Here is an 18681-nt window from a genome sequence, read left to right as displayed (position 1 = left end):
ATGGCGCAGAAGGGACGGCGGGGCTTCAAGGCGCCGGCGAACTACGAACCCGGGCGGAAGCCGAGCGGGCGGAAGTTCCACGGCGGCGGGCGGCCCGGCGCCGCCGAGCCCGGCCGCGGCGGGAAGTCCGCCGCGGCTGACTCGCAGCGCGACCGGGGCGACGACGGCCGCCGCGGGCCCGGCGAGCGCCGGGGAGCCGGCGAGCGGCAGAGCGGCGAGCGCCGTGGGGCAGGCGAGCGCCACGGCGCCGGCGACCAGCGAGCCCAGCGTGACCCCCGCGATCAGCGCGCGGAGCGCCAGGCCCCGCGCGGGCAGCGGCCCCAGGCAGCGCGCGGCGACGACCGCCTCGCCGATCGTGAGCGGCGTGCGCCGGAGGCTCCGCTCGCGCGCCTCGACGCGAAGGTGACTACTGCGGCGGACGCCGCGGGCAAGACGTTCGCCGATCTTGGGCTCGGCGGCAACATCGTGCGCGTGCTCGGCGAGCTCGGCGCCGAGCAGCCGTTCCCGATCCAGGTCGCCACGATCCCGGACACGATCGCGGGGCGAGACATCCTCGGCCGCGCCCGCACCGGCTCGGGCAAGACGATTGCGTTTGGTGCTGCCCTCGTGGAGCGCATGCTGAAGCTCAAGGCGTCCGGTGCGTTTGGCGCGAAGCCGGGTGGCAAGGCCCCCCGCGCGCAGCGCGGCGTGCGCGTGAAGCAGACGCAGAACCGCAACCCGCGTGCGCTGATCCTCGCGCCGACCCGAGAGCTGGCTCTGCAGATCGACCGCACGATTCAGCCGATCGCCCGCTCGGTGGGCTTCTACACCGCGCAGATGGTCGGCGGGATCCCGATCGATCCGCAGATCCACGCGCTTGAGCGCGGTGTCGACATCGTGATCGGGACACCGGGCCGGGTGCAGGATCTTGTGACCCGGCGCAAGCTCGACCTGCGCGAGGTGCTCATCACTGTGCTCGACGAGGCGGACCACATGTGCGATCTCGGGTTCCTGGAGCCCGTGCAGCAGGTGCTGCGTCAGACCGAGCGCGAGGGGCAGCGACTGCTGTTCTCGGCCACGCTCGACAGCGGGGTGTCTGAGCTGGTGCGCGAGTTCCTGAAGGATCCGGCCGTGCACGAGGCCGAGGCTGAGACCGACGGCAAGATCCGCCACCGCGTGCACGTGGTGCAGCGCGATCACAAGGACCAGGCGCTGATCACGCTCGCGAAGACGCCGGGCCGCGTGCTCGTGTTCTGCCGCACGCGCGCGTACGCGGAGCAGGTCACGGAGCTGCTCGGCGAGGCCGGTCTCAACGTGGTGTCGCTGCACGGCGACCTCAGCCAGTCGCGCCGCGAACGCAACCTCGCGCAGTTTGCGTCCGGGAAGAAGCAGGTGCTTGTCGCCACCGATGTGGCCGCGCGCGGGATCCACGTCGACGACGTCGACCTCGTGATCCAGGCGGATCCGCCCAACGACTACAAGACGTACCTGCACCGCGCCGGCCGCACGGGGCGTGCGGGTCGGGACGGGCTCGTGGTGACCGTGATCTCGCGGGTGCGTGAGCAGCGGACGCGCGAGATGTTTGAGCACGCCGGGGTCACTCCGGAGACCTTCAGCGACTGGGTGCCGAAGGGCGCTGGCGGCTCGCGCAAGTCGGCGCCGGGCGGCGCCCGCAAGGCGGCTCCCGGGGGGACTCGCAAGTCCGGGGGCGCTGGCCGCGGCAGGTAGCGGTGCTCCCGCGGAGCCCCTGATCGTGGCTCGGCGTGCCGCAAAATGCGCAGGGAATCCTCTAGCTTTGGAGTGCGCAAACTAGAGAGTTTCTACAGTGGTGCGCGAGCGCCCCGGGGCCCAGTTGTGGGGTGCGCGCTGACCGGTTGAGCGCGGCGGCGGACCGGCCTAACCTGGCAACACGCTTGGGCGGTCGCGCACGCGACCACGCCAGTCACGCCGAAGGAGCCACGATGAGCGACACCACCTCCCACCCGGATCCCCGCATCAACGTCGACGTTGTGAGCGACGCGCTGCTCGGCAAGTGGAAGAAGGAGCGGCTTGAGTCCCGCGCCCTCGCCGCAGATCCGAGACTGCACACGATCAATGGGCAGTCGATGGACGAGCACCGCGCCCGCGTGCTTGAACAGCTCGGCATTCTCGTGGAGAACGGTGCGATCCAGCGCGCGTACCCGAGCGACCTGGGCGGCAGCGACAACCACGGTGGCAACATCGCCGCGTTCCAGGAGCTCGTGCTCGCCGATCCATCACTGCAGATCAAGAGCGGGGTGCAGTGGGGGCTGTTTGGTGCCGCCATCCTGCACCTCGGCACGCGCCCCCACCACGAGCGGTGGCTGCCAGACGTGATGAGCCTGAAACTGCCCGGTGCGTTCGCGATGACCGAGATCGGGCACGGCTCAGACGTCGCCTCCGTTGGCACCACCGCCACCTACGACCCAGACACCGAGGAGTTTGAGATCCACACCCCATTTGCCGGGGCGTGGAAGGAGTTCCTCGGAAACGCGGCGCTGCACGGCCAGGCCGCCGTGGTGTTCGCGCAGCTCATCACCCGCGACGTCAACCACGGTGTACACGCGTTCTTCGTGCCGATCCGCACCCCGGAGGGAGACCTCCTGCCGGGGGTCGGGTCGCAGGACGACGGGGTGAAGGGTGGTCTCAACGGCATCGACAACGGGCGCCTCCACTTCACACACGTGCGGATCCCGCGCACCAACTTGCTCAACCGCTACGGCGACGTGGCCCCCGACGGCACGTACTCCTCGTCGATCGAGAGCCCGGGGCGCCGCTTCTTCACGATGATCGGCACGCTCGTGCAGGGCCGCGTGTCGCTCGACGGCTCGGCGGTCCGGGCGATGGAGGCCGCGCTCGCGATCGCGCTGCGCTACGGGTCCGAACGCCGCCAGTTCCCCGGGGCCTCCGGCCGCGACACCGTGCTGCTCGACTACGGCCAGCACCAGCGCCGTCTCATCCCGCGCCTCGCGCAGACCTACGCGATGGCGTTCGCCGACGAGCGGCTGCTCACCGTGTTCGACGAGGTGTTCTCGGGCGTGGGCGACACCGACGAGAACCGCGAGGACCTCGAGACGCTCGCCGCCGCATTCAAGCCGCTGTCGACCTGGGCCGCGCTCGACACGCTCCAGGAGGCGCGCGAGGCCTGCGGCGGTGCTGGCTTCATCGCTGAGAACCGGCTCGTCGGGTTGCGCGCCGACCTCGATATCTACGTGACATTCGAGGGCGACAACAACGTGCTGCTGCAGCTCGTGGGCAAGCGGCTGCTCACCGACTACGCCAAGCAGTTCGCCGGCGGCGACAAGGCGGCGCTCGCGAAGGCTGCGGCGAGCCAGCTGGGCGACCGCGTGAGCCGCTTCGGGCTGCGGCAGATGGGCCAGAGCATCGCCGACCTCGGCCAGGTCGCACGCTCGGTTGAGAGCATGCGTTCCCCGGAGTCGCAGCGCGCCCTGCTCACCGACCGCGTCGAGACGATGGTCTCGGAGATCGCGCTCGCGCTGCGCGAGGCGACCAAGCACGTGCCGAAGGGCGACGCGACGGCTCGGGCGATCGCGAACGAGGACGCGTTCAACGCCCAGCAGCATAAGCTCATCGAGGCGGCGCGCGCGCACGCCGAGCTGCTCCAGTGGGAGGCGTTCACCGACGCGCTCGCGCAGATCACCGATCCGGGTTCGCGGCAGGTGCTGACCTGGTTGCGCGACCTCTTCGGCCTCGGCCTGATCGAGCGCAACGCGGCCTGGTACCTCGTGCAGGGCCGCATCTCGGGCCAGCGTGCGCAGGCGGTCACCGCGTACGTCGACCGCCTCATCGGGCGGCTCCGCGGCCACGCCCTCGACCTCGTCGACGCGTTTGGGCTGAGCCCCGAGACGCTGCGCGCCACGATCGCGACCGGGATCGAGGCGGAGCGCCAGGAGGAGGCGCACGCATACGTTGAAGCGCAGAAGGCGGCGGGCACCTGGCCGATCCACGAGAAGGAGCTGCGGAAGCGCGCGCAACAGGAGAAGCAGCGGGTCGCCGGCTAGCGCGACGCACACACCCGGTCCGTGAACGATGGGCGTCTCGCACACGCGGGGCGCCCATTCGGCGTCTCAACACCCACTACACTCGGCACCAGGGAACAGCTCAGCCTCGCCGCACCGGATCGCGGGGCCGGGCATCTGAAATCGCGGGATTGGGGTACCGGTGACGTTTAACGACAACGTGCAGATCGACACGAGCAAGGTGTCGAAGCGCAGCGGCGCTCGCCGCGGCGGCATGATCGCCGGCGGGGGCGTGGGAATCGCGCTGCTGCTCGCCCTCGGATCCCAGCTGTTCGGTGTGAACCTCAACATGTTCGCGCCCGCGATCAACCAGGCGCTCGGCTCGGGCAGCGCGATCTCCGAGACCGCGTCTGGCACGGTCGAGGGCTGCGAGTCTGGGGCTGACGCGAACCGCGACGTCGAGTGCCGCATGACCGCGGCGAGCGACTCGCTCGATCGCTACTGGGCCACGCAGGTCGGCAACTACCGTGCCCCCGCCCCCGTCGTGTTGTTCAGCGGCCAGACCCAGTCCGGCTGCGGCGCGGCGTCTGCCGCGACCGGCCCGTTCTACTGCCCGGCGGACGAGACGATCTACATCGACGTGGCATTCTTCGACACGCTGAGCCAGGACTACGGCGCCTCGAACGGCTCGCTGTCGCAGATGTACGTGCTCGCGCACGAGTGGGGCCACCACATCTCAAACCTGATCGGCACGCTTCAGAGTGTCGGCCGCGAGTCGGGCGCGGCGTCGAGCTCCGTGCGGCTGGAACTGCAGGCTGACTGCTTCGCCGGTGCCTGGGTGCAGAACGCCTCGACGGTCACCGACGACCAGGGGGTTCCGTTCTTGAAGCCCGTCACGCAGCAGCAGATCGCGGACGCGATGAGCGCGGCGGCTGCCGTGGGCGACGACCACATTATGGAGTCCGCCGGTGTGACGGTGAACCCCGAGGGGTTCACGCACGGCACCTCGGAGCAGCGCCAGCGCTGGTTCCAGATCGGCTACGAGCAGGGCCCCACGGCCTGCGCCACCTTCGACGTTCCGGCCGCTCAGCTGTAACGGGGGCGCGGCCCGCGATTGCGGCCCGTGGCTCGCACCTGCCGTCCGCGATTGAGGCCCGTGGCCGTCCGCGGCCCGTGGCACGCGAACTCGCCCCGCTGTCGCGGCCCGCGGCGGCCGAGCGGCCCGCGGCGGCCGAGCCGCTAGCGCTAGCGCTTGCGCCGGTGCGGCGGCTTCTTGCGAGTCGCCGCGAGCTGTGCGCCGCGCGAGCCCGGTTTGGGCCCGGGCTTGCTGCTCTTCGCCGGCTTCGCTGCGGCTTTGCGTTTCTTCGCGGGGACAGCCTCGGCGGCGTCCGCCGACTCGGTGTTCGAGCGCGAGCTGCGCGCGGTGCGGCCTCGAATCACTCCGATGAGCTGCTGAACGTCTGGCGCGTCGCGCTCCACTGCCCAGCTCGCCCACACGGCGGTGCGGGGGAGCTCGTCGGCGTCGGTGACCGGGATCATCGCGTGCTGGCGCTTGTCGACGAGGTGCCGCGCAAGGAGCGTGGGAAGCAGGATCGCGCCTGCACCGGTTGCGACGAGCGCGAGCGCGTCGGGCACCGTGCGCGGCGTCCAGCTCGGGTCGGCCCACGGCTGGGCTGCCGGCCAGGCCTCCGGGTGAAACGGGTGGTCGAGCAGGTGCACGTCGGCAACCTTGCTGAGCGCGAGCGACTCGCGCTTCGCGAGCTCGTGGTCAGCGGGAACCACGAGCGTGATCGTCTCGGTGTAGAGGCGGAGTGCGTGCCGCGTGCGATCCTCCCCGGACGATCCCGCCGGGCGGTGGTCCGGGAGCGCGCGCTCGAGCATCACGTCGCAGTCGAGCTGGGCAGGCCGGCCGAAGGCCACGTTGACGGGCGCGAGCTCGAGCGGCGCTCCCGTCACGGTCTCCCAGCGCTGCGCCCAGGTGCTCGGCGCGATCCCGCGGGCGAACCCGAGGCGAAGGGGCGTGGACCCTGCCGCAGGGTCAGCCGCGGGCGTCGCCTCGGGATCCGCTCCGGGATCCGGCGCGGGTGTTTTGGCGGCGGGATCCGGGGCGGGTGTTTCGGCGGCGGGATCCGGGGCGGGTGTTTCAGCGGCGGGCAGAGGCGCCTCCGCGGGGGCGGCTGGGACGGTCGTCTGGTCGTCGCTCATAGCGCCACCTCCGAGTAGATTTCGTGCGTGTACGGGAGCCTGGCCGCTGAGAGGGCGATCCGGTATTCGCGCGCGGTGGCGCGCCGGATCGGGGTGCCCTCTTCGAGGTAGCGGGGGAGCGCGAGTGCGGCGTGCCCCTGCGGTGGGAGCCCGCTTGCCGGGACCACGCGCCACCAGTGCGTGCCGTGGCCGTACAGGGCCATGACCCGACCGATCGCGCGGGGTGCGTTCGAACCGATCGCGAGGGCCACGTCGCCGTAGGTCATCACGCGTCCCGCGGGGATTTTCGCCACCACCGCGAGCGCTGCGTCGACGAACTCGGGGCTGGGCATGGGAATAGCCTACGGCGTGCGCGAGCTCCCCCGATCAGGGTTCCTTGCGGGGCACCCTCCCGGGACCCTCGCCCGGGCGGGCTAGCCGATGCCTGAGACGCCGAGGAGCTTGCCAATCGTGTAGGTGACAAGCACGGCGATGCCGCCGAACGTGAGCTGGCGGATCGCGCCCACGATCCAGTTCCGGCGGGTGGTGCGCGCGGCGAGGCCACCCGCGAGGAGCAGGCCGAGTCCGCCGAAGGCGAGACCCCAGCCGAGGGATCCGAACCCGAACAGGAACGGCAGGATCGGGATGAGTGCGCCGACGCTGAACGAGAGCAGCGACGAGACCGCCGCGACCATCGGCGACGGCTTCTCTTCGGGGCTCAGACCGAGCTCGTGCGCGAGGTGGACCCGGACAGCCTGTTCGCTGTTGGTGTGCACCTGGCTCGCCGCGGTCGTGGCGATTTCGTCGGTCATGCCGAGCCGCTGGAAGAGGAGGGCGAGCTCGGCCTGCTCGCCCGCGGGGTTGCGGGTGTGCGCCTCGCGCTCGGTGCGCACCTCTGCGTCGAGTTGCTCGTTCGCGGTGCGGACCGAGGTGAATTCTCCGAGCGCCATAGAGATCGCGCCGGCGATGAGGCCGGAGACGCCGGTGACCACGACCATTCCGGGGGACGCCCCGGCCGCAGCAATACCCGCGATCAGACCCACATTTGATACGAGGCCGTCCATCGCGCCGAACACGGTGGCCCGCAGCCAGCCAGACGACACGTCCGCGTGCCGATGGTCGTATTCATGTGGGTTCGCGATATTAATCTCGCTCACTGATATTCCCCCTGCTATCCCCGCGCAAGAATTGCGCATAAGCAGCAAACGTAACAAGTTTCGCGGGGGAGGGAGAACCTCGCTCGGAGCTTAGGAAGCGCGTTGCTCAGGCGTTCGAACTGGCGGAGTTGCTCCTTTCGGCTCATCGGGTTGAAGGCTTCGGCATGCCGAACTCTGCTGCCCGGGCTCAGGCCCCGCTGATGGTGAGTACGTCGCCGGTCCAGCGGCTGCGGAGCCAGCGATCGTGGGAAGCCACCAGGAGTGCTCCCGGGTACTCGGCAAGTGCGGCTTCGAGCTCCTCGACGAGGGTGAGTGAGAGATGGTTTGTGGGCTCGTCGAGGATGAGCACGGGCGGTGGATCGGCGACGAGCGCGGCGAGCGCGAGGCGCCGGCGCTGTCCGACGCTGAGGTGCCCCACCTGCCGGGCGAGGTCCCGCCGCGCGAGCAGCCCCGTAGCTTCGAGCGGGCGCGCTTCCGCCCGCGCGATACCAACGCTGTCCTCGTAGTGCTGGGCCGCGGTTCGTTCCGGCCGCGCGAACGTCACTTCCTGAGGAAGATAGCCCACGCGAGCGGTCCTCGTGACACGGCCGTTGCCCGCGGGGAGCTCGCCCGCGAGGATCGCGAGGAGCGTGGATTTTCCTGACCCGTTTGCGCCAGCGAGCAGGAGCCGCCCACCGGAACCGAGCGCGAACGACACCGGCGCGAGCCGCCCTGAGAGCGCAACCCGGTGTGCGGCGAGCACCGATTGGAGGTCGCCTCCCACTCCGACGCCCGTGTCCCGGACCTGGGCAGCGGCGACATCCCCGGTGACCGGGGCTGTGGTTGTGGGTGTGGCTTGGGCCGTGGGCGTGGGTGTGGCTTGGGCCGTGGCCGTGGGCGTGGCTTGGGCCGTGTCTGGGGGTGTGATCGTGGGCGTGCGCGCGGCTGGTGTGGAGGGAGCGGCGATTCCGGTGAACCCGGCGAACCGCAGCGGCTCGGGCGGGCGCCGCACCCGGTCGCGCTCGAGCTGTTCGAGGCGCACTCGCGCGTTGCGCGCGCGCCGCGCAGTGACCTTGGCGTCCTTGTCGGCGTAGAACTTCCGGGTGATCCGGCTCTCCGACTTCGACTCGTGCTTCCGGTTCACCTCTCGGGAACCGACCTCGACCTCGTGCGTGAGGGCGGCGACCTCCCGCTGCTCTGCCTCGTACCGCGCGCGCCAGCGGGCGAGCTCGGCCTTGCGTTCGGTGCGAGCTGCTGAGTAGCCGACGCCCCAGAGCCTGATTCCGAACCCCGATCCCGGGTCGTCCGTGTGCGGGCTCTCAGACCGTCTCTGCGGATCGGTGAGATCGTTCACTCGCGGGACATTGCCGACCGTCCGCATTCCCGTGGAATTCCTCGTGAGCGCTCCGAGCGTCCCCGCACGGGCGGCTGCCAGCCCGGATGCGGCCTCGTCTGCCGCGGGCGTCGCGTCGGCGAGACTCCGGGCGGGCACGGGGAGCGGGTCGAGATCGAGGATCCGCGTCGTCACCGCATCGAGCAGCGTTCGATCGTGGCTCGCGAGGAACACGATCCCGGGCCAATCGTGCAGCACTCGCTCGACGTACTCGGCGGAGCCGTCGTCGAGGTGGTTTGAGGGTTCATCGAGCAGCAGTGTGTGCGGCGCCGCGAGCAGGACCGCGGCGAGCGCCAGTCGCCTCCGTTGTCCTCCCGAGAGCGCACCGATGGTTCGTGTCTCGGGGAACCCGCCAAGACCCAGCCCGGTCATCACCTCGCCGCGGTGCGCGCCGGCGGCCCAGGCTCCCAGACGCTCGGCGTCCTCCAGCGCTGTCGAGTACGCATCGGCGACTCCCGCATCCTGAGGTGCTGCCGCAAACTCGCTGCCGAGCCGCTCGACCGCTGCGAGGGCCGATACAGCCCCGGCTTGCGCGTCGTCGAGGACACGGGCGATCGAATCGTGGTCAGCGTAGGGAAGCTCTTGTTGGAGCAGACCCACGGATTCCGGAACGCTGACCGTGCCGCTGCTCGGTGCGAGATCTCCCGCGAGAATTCGCAGGAGCGTCGATTTACCCGTCCCGTTCTCGCCGATGATCCCAATTCGATCCCCGGCACGGGCGGTGAACGTGATGTCGCTCAGCACTCGCCGACCCGCGTAGCTGAGCGAAACACCGTCGACCACCAGGTGGGCGGCGCGGGAACTCGCCGCAACCGGGGAGGCTGCGTAGGCGGCGGCACGACTCGCCGCGCCCGCACTGGGGGCGGTGTGGGAGTGTGCAGCTCGGACAGCGGACGCGCCGCCCGGGTGCGAACGAGACTCAGAAGAATGTGGTGCCGGCATGACTGCGGCCTCTCAGCGTGAACGTGTGACTCCGCGGGGCTCTGCCAGATCAGACGGGAGGTGCTGCCCGTCAGTTTTCGCCGCGGCTCGATGACGCGCGGGGATCCGGCGCCTCTCGCGCGGAATGGAGGAAACGTTAGCTCTTCACACCGGAGATTGTATGTCATGTACACCGGGTCCCTGCAACCCCGGAGTGCACGTCGCTGGCTGTGAGAGTGCCCGCACGCGTGAGTCGAGGCGTGCCCCACGGTCATGCCCGAGTACGCTACAGATGACAACAGAGGGGAACCACCATGACTATGGAGGCAAGCGGACGCCTGGTGAAAACCGCGCGCGGCCTTGACCTGGTGCTGGCGCGCTCGTTGGCGCTGCCAATCGCCGAGGCCTGGGAGTACCTCACGAACGCTGAGCTGACTGAGCAGTGGTTCGGCCCCTGGGAGGGGGACGGCAGGGCTGGCGGGAGCGTGCGCATCCGGATGCGTTTCGAGGAGAGCATGCCGGCGATCCGCGCCCGAATCCTCGCGTGTGACGCCCCGAACAGGCTTGCGCTGCACACGGTCGACGAATACGGCAGCTGGGAACTCGATCTCTTCCTCGAAGCGGACGGCGACGAAGACACGCTGCTCCGCTTCGTGCACCACCTTGATGCGGACGCCGAGATTGGGGACGTGGGGCCGGGCTGGGAGTTCTACCTTGACCTGCTTGTCGCCGCGACCGAGGGCACCGAACAACCAGGTTTTGATATGTACTACCCAGCGCTTCGCGAAGCCTACCTCGCGCTTCGCCCGGCGACGTAGTCCGAGTCTTCTGCCGCGCAGCCGCCCCGGTGCACGGGCGACGCGCGGCGCCCGGAGAACTGCGCACGCATCAGCGATTCGGCGGCGTCCCGCCCCGAGGGCTGCGCTCTGCGCACCCGGGCTCACTGCGCACCGCCGGCCGCAAATATGTTCTGCGAGATCTTCTCCAACTGAGTGCGGAGCTGCTCGAGCTCATTTTTTGCAGTGTCGAGCGCGGCCTTAGTCTCAGGCCATACGGAGCCCCGGAACTCTGCCGCGAGCGGTCCGTCCCACACGCTTGGATCAGACAGGATGCGTCCCTGCGCGTCCAATCGCGCGATCTGATCAGCGAACCCGCCGCCTACGATCGACTGGATCTGTCGAATCGCTGATTTGGCTTCCTCGGTTGAGAGTATTCGCGACATCTCGGTGACCTCCTCGGTGAGTAACGCGGCGCCCGGGACGAGCGACGCTGCTCTACACAACGTAGGCGGGTGCTCGCGGCCCCGGCAATGGCCTCTCGAATGCTGTGGATAAGTCGTCCCTGTGAGCGAAGTCGGGTGTCGGGGCCCGTCCACATCGTCCGTCGAGTTCGCAAATTCTCGTGTGCCCGAGACCGGATGTGGATAACTCGCAGAGGGTGCTTGCGCGTGCCTACACTCGCCGCAACCCTCCGCCAGCCGTAGTCCCCAGGGGTGAGCGGAGACACATCGCGGGGCCGCCATGGCCGCCGCGTTGCACGATCGCGGAGAGGACCGACACCCGACAATGCGCATCCTGATTGAACTTGGAGAAACGTCACTGACCGCCGAGCTTCGACGTGTGACCCCCAACACCACGGTGCGGGAATTGCTCGTCAAGCTCGGGGTGGAGTTAGGTCTGGCCGATGAGCTGTTCCTCGACGGAGCACGCGTTCATCAGAACACGAAGCTTCGAGCGCTTCACCTGGTCGAAGGCTCAGGGCTGTCGAACCGGGAGCCGCTCCCACCTGTCCCGGCGCGGGGGTGGGGAGTCGCGGTCTCGGCGGGGCGAGAACTGCACGGCCCGGTCGCAGTCCCCACAGCTGGCCGAGTCACCGTGGGGAGGTCACCGCACGCGGACCTCCGGGTGAATTCGGCCGCCGTATCTTGGCAGCACTGCACTCTTGAACTGGAGAGGGACGGTGTCCGGATCAGGGATGTCGGTTCCACGAACGGGACAGTGGTCGAAGGCGTGCACATCGACGCGGGCGGGGCTCACATTACCTCGGAGAGCACGGTGCTGATCGGGGGTGCTGTGCTTCGTGTCAGCCGCGAGCGGGCGCCCGGTCGACCAGGTGCTTCCGGGGCCACTGGCCAACGCACGGCGCCGACGACGCCATTCAACCGGCCGCCGCGACCAACCCCAGGCTTCGTGGTGAATCCGGTCAGTCTGCCGGTGCCACAGGAGGTTCCCGCTGCCCCCGCGTTCAACCTGGTCACGGTCGCGGTGCCATTCCTCATCGCGTGCGTGCTCGTGCTTACACTGGGCGACCTGAGATACGCGCTGTTCGCGGTCTTGAGCCCCGTGATGGCAGTGGGGATGCAACTTGAGCAGCGCCGGCGCCGCGCACACCAACTGCGAGCAGAAGATGAACGATTCGGCGAGGAGCTCACCGCCTTCCGGGCGGCGCTCGCCGCTGAGGTGCGGAGCGAGCTTGCGCGGCGCAGAGCGCTCGCCCCTGACCCAGCGCAGATGCTCGGCGTGCCACAGCTGCCATCGCCTCAGCTCTGGGAACGTCGCAGCGAATCCCCGGATTTCCTGCACGTGCATCTCGGAGTGGGCGATGTGCCGTGGCGGCCGCCGCTTGCTCAGGCACACCCTGAGCGTGCCGAACCGCGAGTACAACGGATCCTCGACGCGGTCGTCCTCCCAGCGGCTCCGGTGATCGCAAACCTCAGCAACGCGGGCGTCATCGGCGTCGTGGGCGATCGCAGCACGGCCCTGGCGCTCTCGCGAAGTCTTGTGGTGCAGGCCGCCGTGCAATCCGGCCCAGCGGATCTCACAGTCGTGGTCTGCTGCGACTCGGATCGAGCTGCTGCGTGGGAGTGGGCGGGGTGGCTACCGCAGACTCGCGCCCCCGGCAGTGGCCCCGTGCACCGCTGGCTCTCCAAAGACAGCGAGACAAGCGATGCTCTGATTCGCGCGCTCCTGAGCTCGTTCGATGGGGGAGCGCCACCAGCAGTGCTCGCGGTCATCGACTCAGAGTCGCTGACCGCGGGGCGAGATTCGCCCGCCCGCGCACTGCTGGGGCTCGGCCGGGAACAGAGGGCGCCGTCACCGCACGCGCCGAGCTCGCCCACACAGGCAAGCGGGATCGTGGTCGCGGCAACCGCGGACCAGCTCCCCGCGGCGTGCACCGCCGTGATTGAAGTTCGAGCTGACGCCACGGCGACCGTGCACGGGATCGGAGCGCACTCTCCCGACGAGCCGGTGCTCGTCGCCGGTGTGTCCGTGCGCGAGGCCGCCGATTGCGCGCGACGGCTTGCCCGATTCGACGATCCTGAACTCCGGGAGACTGCGGGGAACCTCCCGGGTCGGATCAGGCTCGCCGACCTGCTCGGCGCCGGCAGCATCGACCAGTCCTTCGTGCGCAGGCGCTGGGCCGAAGCGGGCAGCCCGTCCACCCCGATCGGGGTCAGTGCGTGCGGAACGTTGAGCATCGACATCGTGGCCGACGGTCCACACGGTCTTGTCGGTGGGACGACAGGGTCCGGCAAATCAGAGTTTCTCCGCACGCTCGTGACCGGACTTGCCGCTCGAACCGCACCCACAGCCCTGAACTTCATCCTCATCGATTTCAAGGGAGGCGCGGCGTTCGCGGCGTGCGAGCGTCTTCCGCACACCATCGGCACGGTCACTAACCTTGACGAGCAGCTCGCCAACCGCGCGCTTCGGGCGTTGCAGGCAGAACTCGAGCGGCGTCAACGCCTGTTCACCGAAGCCGGCCCAGACGTGGACAGCCTCCCGGCGTACCTGGCGACCGGGCCCGCCGAACCCCTCCCGCGATTGCTGCTCGTCATCGATGAGTTCGCAATGCTCGCGAAAGACTTCCCGGAGGTGCTCGATGCCCTCGTGTCGATCGCCGCGGTGGGGCGAACGCTTGGCGTCCACATGCTCCTCGCCACGCAGCGCCCCGCCGGAGTCGTCACCGAAGACATCCTCGCGAACACTAATCTCCGGGTGGCGCTGCGGGTGCAGAGCCGCGAAGACTCACACAACGTGATTGGCGTCCCCGAGGCGGCGGCTCTCTCACGCGCCGACGCCGGGCGCGCGTATGTCAAGCGGGGCCAGGGGGACATCGTTCAGACCCAAACCGCACTCGTCACTGGGACCCCTCCCGTGAAGGACCATGCTGAGATCGACGTCCGGGTGTCCGATGCCTTCGCGGCGACAGCTGCAGCGCCGGTGCCAGCTGAGACGCCTGAGCCCGGCAGGGCGACAGATCTTGACCTCCTCATCACCGCCATCGTCGAGGCACACGCAGCCGAGGGACTCCCGGCTCCTCGGGCGGTCTGGCCGGAACCGCTTGGCGCACGCGTGCGGCTCTCCGGCTACGCACACGACCCCACGAGCTTGCGCGTTGGGCGAGGCACCCCGCCGCAGGTGGGCGGCACCGCCGGGGGGACGCTTCGAGTGGGGCTTGCCGATGAGCCCGCGTTGCAGCGGCAGTCCTCGACGGGGTGGCACCTCGGCTCAGGAAACCTCCTGCTCATCGGGATTCCAGGGAGCGGTACAAGCACGGCCCTCGCGAGCATCGCTCTCGCGCTCGCGCAGACCACCGCACCGCACGAACTCGATGTGATGTGCTTGGGATGGGGGACCCACGACCTCTCACCCCTCGCAGACCTGCCGCACACCACGTCATACGCGGGGCCCGAGGACGGCGAGCGTCGTCTTCGCTTTGTCCGCTGGCTTGGCGCTGAGGCGCACCGTCGCAGAGCCGCGGGAGCGCCGCACCGAAAGACCGTGGTCCTCATCGACGGGTTCAGCGCCCTTCGGGAAGACCTGCAAGACTACGCCGGGCAGCAGCTCCTCGACGGGCTGCTGCGAGCGTACGCGGACGGCCCAAACCTCGGCTTGCACTTCGCAATCTCGGTCACGCGCGCGAGCGCCGTCCCCGCGGTGGTCGACGAGATCACTACTCAGCGCTGGGTCTTCCGACTTCCGGACCGCCAGAGCTACGCTGCGCTCGATATCCGCGGGAGCGACGTGCCCGCGGCACTCCCCGGGCGGTGCATCGAGCTCCCAGCCCGGCGACAGATGCACATTGCCACCCCAGATTTCGGCCTCCGCTCCGCAGTCGCTGAGGCCCAGCTCCGCTGGGCGCAAGCCCCCTCCAAAGCCCACGTCGTTGGTGATTTTCCCTCGGTCGTGGCGGCGCCGGAACTCGCGGGCTCCTGCGAGATGTCATCGGAACCGAAACGAATTCCAGTGGGCATCCGAGAGGATACGCTCGATCCCGCGGTCATTGAGCTGTACGAGGGCGAACACTTGTTCATCTCCGGACCGGCGCGATCCGGGAAATCGAGCCTGCTCGCGGCGCTCGCGGCCATGATGAGCACCCAGAGCAGCGCTCCCGCGACCAGGATCGGTCACCACGGGCGTCCCACACCGCACCACACCGGGACGCCGAAACTGTGGGGGATTTTCGATCGACGGTCGCCGCTTCTCGACCTCGATCTCCATCTCGACCGGGTCGCGAGCGGGCCGAGCGAGGTCGCAACACTCGTCGAAGCGCTCGCCGCAGAGCCCGGGGCGATTGTCCTGCTCGTTGATGACGCGGAGCGCATCGCCGACCCAGACCTGCGGCTTGAGTCGCTCCTGAGCGCTCCACCACGGGAACTCACGGTCATCGCAGCTGGGAGAAACAGCGAGTTGAGGAGCGGGTACGGTCACTGGACCCGGCTTGTGCGCTCGTCCCGCGCGGGAGTCCTGCTCCAGCCAGACATCGACTTCGATGGAGACCTGCTGAGCGTTCGACTGCCCAGGGACTCGCCGGTAACACTGACGCGGGGGCGTGGCTACCTCTGCGTCGGCGGCGAGATCACGCTCATTCAAGGGGTGAGCACCCCGCGAGGTCACGGGACCGGCGTGCAGCGCCGAACCGGGACGGGGTGAGCCGTGAACCCCGGATTCGATCCTGCCGCTGCGGGAGTGCTGATTGAGGCGGCGACTTCCGCCGCTGCGACGCTGCGTGCTCAGGGAACAGCACGCCGGGGAGCCGCCGAAACCGCACTCCGCGGGTTTGTTGGACCGTTTGCAGAGCGGCTGAAGCTGGCGAGCGTGGTGGAGGCGGAAGACCGGGAGCGCCTCGCCCGGGCGCTTACGGAACTCGCGAGCCGCGTCACTGAGGTCCGCGAGTACGCGGATGCAATGGACGCTCAGCCGGCCGCCGCGGCCGCCCCGAACCCGGGAGAGCCGCCGGATGGGAACGGTGAGCCACCCGGAGAGGCCCCGCTCGTAGGCGGAGGCGACCCCTCGGCGCGCGGGCGAGATCCACGCACTGCATCGCATTCGGGGGTTCCACCGGCAGTTTCCATCTCGTTTGCGGCGCGCACCCGAGTGCGCGCTCGTGCACCCGGGTCGGCGGCCCGCAGCGCCGCACGGCCGAGCAACCTGCTCGTGTTCGTGGGAGTTGCTCGGCGAAACAACAGTGAGCTCCGAGACACGCTTGCCCAGCTCTGGGGAGCGTGGTCAGCCTTCGTTGAATCGTGCACTTGCGTCAGGATCGACGCGGCATCGTTTATCTCCGGCTTCCACAAGCTCATCAGCGAGAGCGAGGCGGACTCGGAGTGGATTGCACGAATCGCCGCGGCATTCGCGATGGCCGGCGCCGGAACGCTCAATAGCGAGAAGCTCGCCGTGCTCGTCACCGCACCGCCTCGCGCTCTGCGCGCGGAGGAGCTGCTCAGACGCCTCGAATCGTTCGCGGCACCGGAGATCGCCACTCTGATTGAGGTCACCCCCGGCCTGGCTGTGCGCTTGCAGAGCGTCTCCGCCGAGAAGATCGCTGAGTGGTGGGCCGGGCTGGGAAGCGAGAGCGAGCCCACCGAGCTCTCGCGCCGACAGTCGTTGCTCCTGCTTCGATTCCCCGGGCTACTCGCCTCGCTCGACGGCGTGCCAATTGCGGTGCGGATCCGCGCGAATCGGCTCTGCGCACCCAAGCAGCTGCGGGAGGCGCGGACCGAGCTCCGCACGCTTGCCGGAGGGCCGGGGAGACCCGACCCGGCCAGAGAGACGTTCCTGCGGCGCGAGATTTCATACCTGCAACGCGTGCGCTCTGGTCAGGTGCAGCTGTACCTCTACGACCGCAACGAATCGCGGATCGTCGAGGTACTCGGGGACATCGGCCCCAGTACCGAACGCAGCATTACCTACGTCCCGGGCACCTACACGAGCCTGGAAAGCTTCTACACCGGGGGAGTGCAGCAGGTCGGCGAGTACCTCACCGAACACCTTCCCGGAAGCGTCACCTTCGTCTACAAGGACGGCCTGTTTCCAGGCGAAGAGCAGACCTCCCGCGCACCCAGGATGCTACGCATCACCGAAGCAAACGACGGCGACCGCGCACGACTCGCGGGTGCACAGCTCGAGAGATTCAACCGTGGCATGCGCGCGGATCCGCAACTCGCAACTGGAACGCACATCGGCATTGGGCACAGCTGGGGTCTCGCAAACCTCACCAGCTCGGAAGTGGCGGGCAGCAGCTACGACACCGTCGTCTCACTTTCCGGGGCCGGAATGCTCCCCGAGTGGGAGGGCAACCCGAACACCGGATACTTCGACCTGTCGTACCCGGACCTGCTCCAGGGCGCACAACAGCAGGGATACGTCTGGCGCGGCAACACCCCGCGCTCGCACCCCCGCTTTACCAACATCCCCTACTACCGCGGCCAACACGATGAAGTGCTCGACAGCCCCTCGCTGAAGGACTTCGGAAAGAAACTCGACGTGCTCACTCGCAACCACAACCTGATCGCCACCCGGAGCAGCGAGAACCAAATGGCTCTCGACGATCTGCGGGAGTTGGTCAGCCAATGAAGGCCAGCCTGCTCATCGTGACGACGCTGGGACTCGCGGTGGTCGTCGGATCGCTGTTCTCCGGTTGCGCTCAGTCGCCGGACCAGCAGAGCGGGACGCCGCCCACAGCATTGGACGCCCTCGGCGCCGCGAAGTCCCAGACGCAGCGGCATGCGCTTGCCATCGCACGGCTCCTCGCAGCAGGGCGCGAGGATGCAGAAGTCGTTCAGAACCCCGACGGAACGCTGCTCGAATGCGGCGAATCCACACTGAGCTGGAACGGCCTCACCACGGTTCAGCTCGCCGATGGGCGCGGGGCCGAGACCGCAGTTCAGGCGCTCGCGGCAAGTCTCGACCCCGCAGAATACGACATCGTTGCCGACCGCTCGGCGTTGGGAAACTCCAGGATTCAGGCCACCAGACGAAACCACGCTGAGAACCACATCGTGGTCGTTGCGGGCCCGAGCACCATCAGGATCGCTTCCGGATCCGAGTGCTTCACGCTTCCCGAAGACACCTACCCGGGAGGTGCGTGGTGACCCCCGGGCACCTGGAGCTGTGTGCGCCCGCGGTGACAGCGCGGTCCCGGGCACCCCCGAGTAGGGTGGCGGCATGGAGCTTGATCGGGTCCGCGATGCATACGCAGCGCGCGCCGCTGACTACGTTGCGGCGGTCGGCCGGATTGAGCACGCCGCGGAGTCGGACCGGCTGCGGGTGCGGGACTGGGCGCGGCAGACCGCCGGCCCGCACCTTGACGTGGGGTGCGGCCCCGGGCAGTGGACGCACTTCCTGCATGAGGCCGGCGTCGACATCGAGGGCGTGGATCCCGTGCCCGAGTTCATTGCCCTGGCGAGTGACACCTACCCAGGGGTGCGGTATCGCGTCGGTCGCGCGGAAGAACTGGGCATGCCCGAGCGAACACTGGGCGGGGTCCTGGCCTGGTTCTCCCTCATCCACACCGAGCCGCACGCGATCGACGAGGCGCTCAGCGAGTTCTCCCGGGTCCTGCGAGTCGGCGGCAGTCTGCTCCTCGGGTTCTTTGCGGGCAGCCCCGAACGGCCGTTTGCGCACGCGGTCGCGCCCGCGTACTACTGGACAATCGCCGCGCTCACGGAACGGCTCGAGCGTGCGGAGTTTCGAGTGGTGCGCAGTTGGGAACGCGCGGAACCGGGCGCGAGACCCGTGGGTGCGATCGTCGCCCAGGTGCCGCGCGCCTAGGCCGGCGCTTGCTC

13 protein-coding genes are annotated in these 18681 nt (G+C 69.1%); 8 read left to right on the top strand and 5 right to left on the bottom strand.

Going from position 1 to position 18681, the window contains the following annotated elements:
• The 3 genes from EV139_RS08065 (at position 1) to ypfJ (ending at position 5073) form a co-directional block, all read left to right on the top strand.
• Positions 1–1707, top strand: a complete 1707-nt coding sequence (locus tag EV139_RS08065; protein ID WP_130453804.1) for a DEAD/DEAH box helicase — start codon at positions 1–3, stop codon at positions 1705–1707.
• Positions 1708–1940: 233 nt separating this feature from the next.
• Positions 1941–4019 (top strand): acyl-CoA dehydrogenase family protein, encoded by a 2079-nt coding sequence (locus EV139_RS08060; protein ID WP_130453803.1) that lies wholly within the window; start codon positions 1941–1943, stop codon positions 4017–4019.
• A gap of 160 nt (positions 4020–4179) precedes the next feature.
• Positions 4180–5073: a KPN_02809 family neutral zinc metallopeptidase gene (gene ypfJ, locus EV139_RS08055; RefSeq protein ID WP_130453802.1), complete on the top strand. Its 894-nt coding sequence runs from the start codon at positions 4180–4182 to the stop codon at positions 5071–5073.
• Positions 5074–5222: 149 nt separating this feature from the next.
• Here ypfJ and EV139_RS08050 read toward each other — a convergent pair whose 3' ends face one another.
• The 4 genes from EV139_RS08050 to EV139_RS08035 all read right to left on the bottom strand — a co-directional run bounded on the left by EV139_RS08050 (position 5223) and on the right by EV139_RS08035 (position 9434).
• The gene (locus EV139_RS08050) at positions 5223–6182 is read right to left on the bottom strand and encodes a LysR substrate-binding domain-containing protein (RefSeq protein ID WP_198677495.1); all 960 of its coding nucleotides are present in this window, start codon (positions 6180–6182) and stop codon (positions 5223–5225) included.
• Positions 6179–6514 (bottom strand): MGMT family protein, encoded by a 336-nt coding sequence (locus EV139_RS08045; RefSeq protein WP_130453801.1) that lies wholly within the window; start codon positions 6512–6514, stop codon positions 6179–6181. Before EV139_RS08045 ends, EV139_RS08050 begins: the two co-directional genes overlap by 4 nt.
• Before the next feature lie 81 nt (positions 6515–6595).
• Positions 6596–7318 (bottom strand): VIT1/CCC1 transporter family protein, encoded by a 723-nt coding sequence (locus EV139_RS08040; RefSeq protein ID WP_130453800.1) that lies wholly within the window; start codon positions 7316–7318, stop codon positions 6596–6598.
• Between the two features lie 187 nt (positions 7319–7505).
• The gene (locus EV139_RS08035; RefSeq protein WP_198677494.1) at positions 7506–9434 is read right to left on the bottom strand and encodes an ATP-binding cassette domain-containing protein; all 1929 of its coding nucleotides are present in this window, start codon (positions 9432–9434) and stop codon (positions 7506–7508) included.
• Between the two features lie 491 nt (positions 9435–9925).
• On the opposite strand from EV139_RS08035, the gene EV139_RS08030 reads away from it, so the two are divergent.
• Complete coding sequence (locus EV139_RS08030; RefSeq protein ID WP_130453798.1) at positions 9926–10429, top strand: SRPBCC family protein; 504 nt, start codon at positions 9926–9928, stop codon at positions 10427–10429.
• Positions 10430–10551: 122 nt separating this feature from the next.
• Here EV139_RS08030 and EV139_RS08025 read toward each other — a convergent pair whose 3' ends face one another.
• On the bottom strand, positions 10552–10833 hold the full coding sequence (locus EV139_RS08025) for a pyrophosphorylase (RefSeq protein ID WP_130453797.1): 282 nt from the start codon (positions 10831–10833) through the stop codon (positions 10552–10554).
• A 298-nt stretch (positions 10834–11131) separates the two neighbouring features.
• On the opposite strand from EV139_RS08025, the gene EV139_RS08020 reads away from it, so the two are divergent.
• From EV139_RS08020 to EV139_RS08005, 4 genes are all read left to right on the top strand, one after another.
• Entirely contained in the window at positions 11132–15547 is a 4416-nt protein-coding gene (locus tag EV139_RS08020) for an FtsK/SpoIIIE domain-containing protein (protein ID WP_337248735.1), read from the top strand.
• 444 nt (positions 15548–15991) lie between these two features.
• Positions 15992–17470: a hypothetical protein gene (locus EV139_RS08015; RefSeq protein WP_130453795.1), complete on the top strand. Its 1479-nt coding sequence runs from the start codon at positions 15992–15994 to the stop codon at positions 17468–17470.
• Complete coding sequence (locus EV139_RS08010) at positions 17467–17988, top strand: hypothetical protein (protein ID WP_130453794.1); 522 nt, start codon at positions 17467–17469, stop codon at positions 17986–17988. The genes EV139_RS08015 and EV139_RS08010 overlap by 4 nt, the downstream gene beginning before the upstream one ends.
• 73 nt (positions 17989–18061) lie before the next feature.
• Positions 18062–18667: a class I SAM-dependent methyltransferase gene (locus EV139_RS08005; protein WP_130453793.1), complete on the top strand. Its 606-nt coding sequence runs from the start codon at positions 18062–18064 to the stop codon at positions 18665–18667.
• Positions 18668–18681 lie beyond the last annotated feature (14 nt).

The sequence above is a fragment of the Leucobacter luti genome, assembly GCF_004217175.1.
GTDB lineage: Bacteria > Actinomycetota > Actinomycetes > Actinomycetales > Microbacteriaceae > Leucobacter > Leucobacter luti.
The sequence above is the reverse complement of the archived record's forward strand: the minus strand, read 5'-3'. Positions and strand labels throughout refer to the sequence as shown.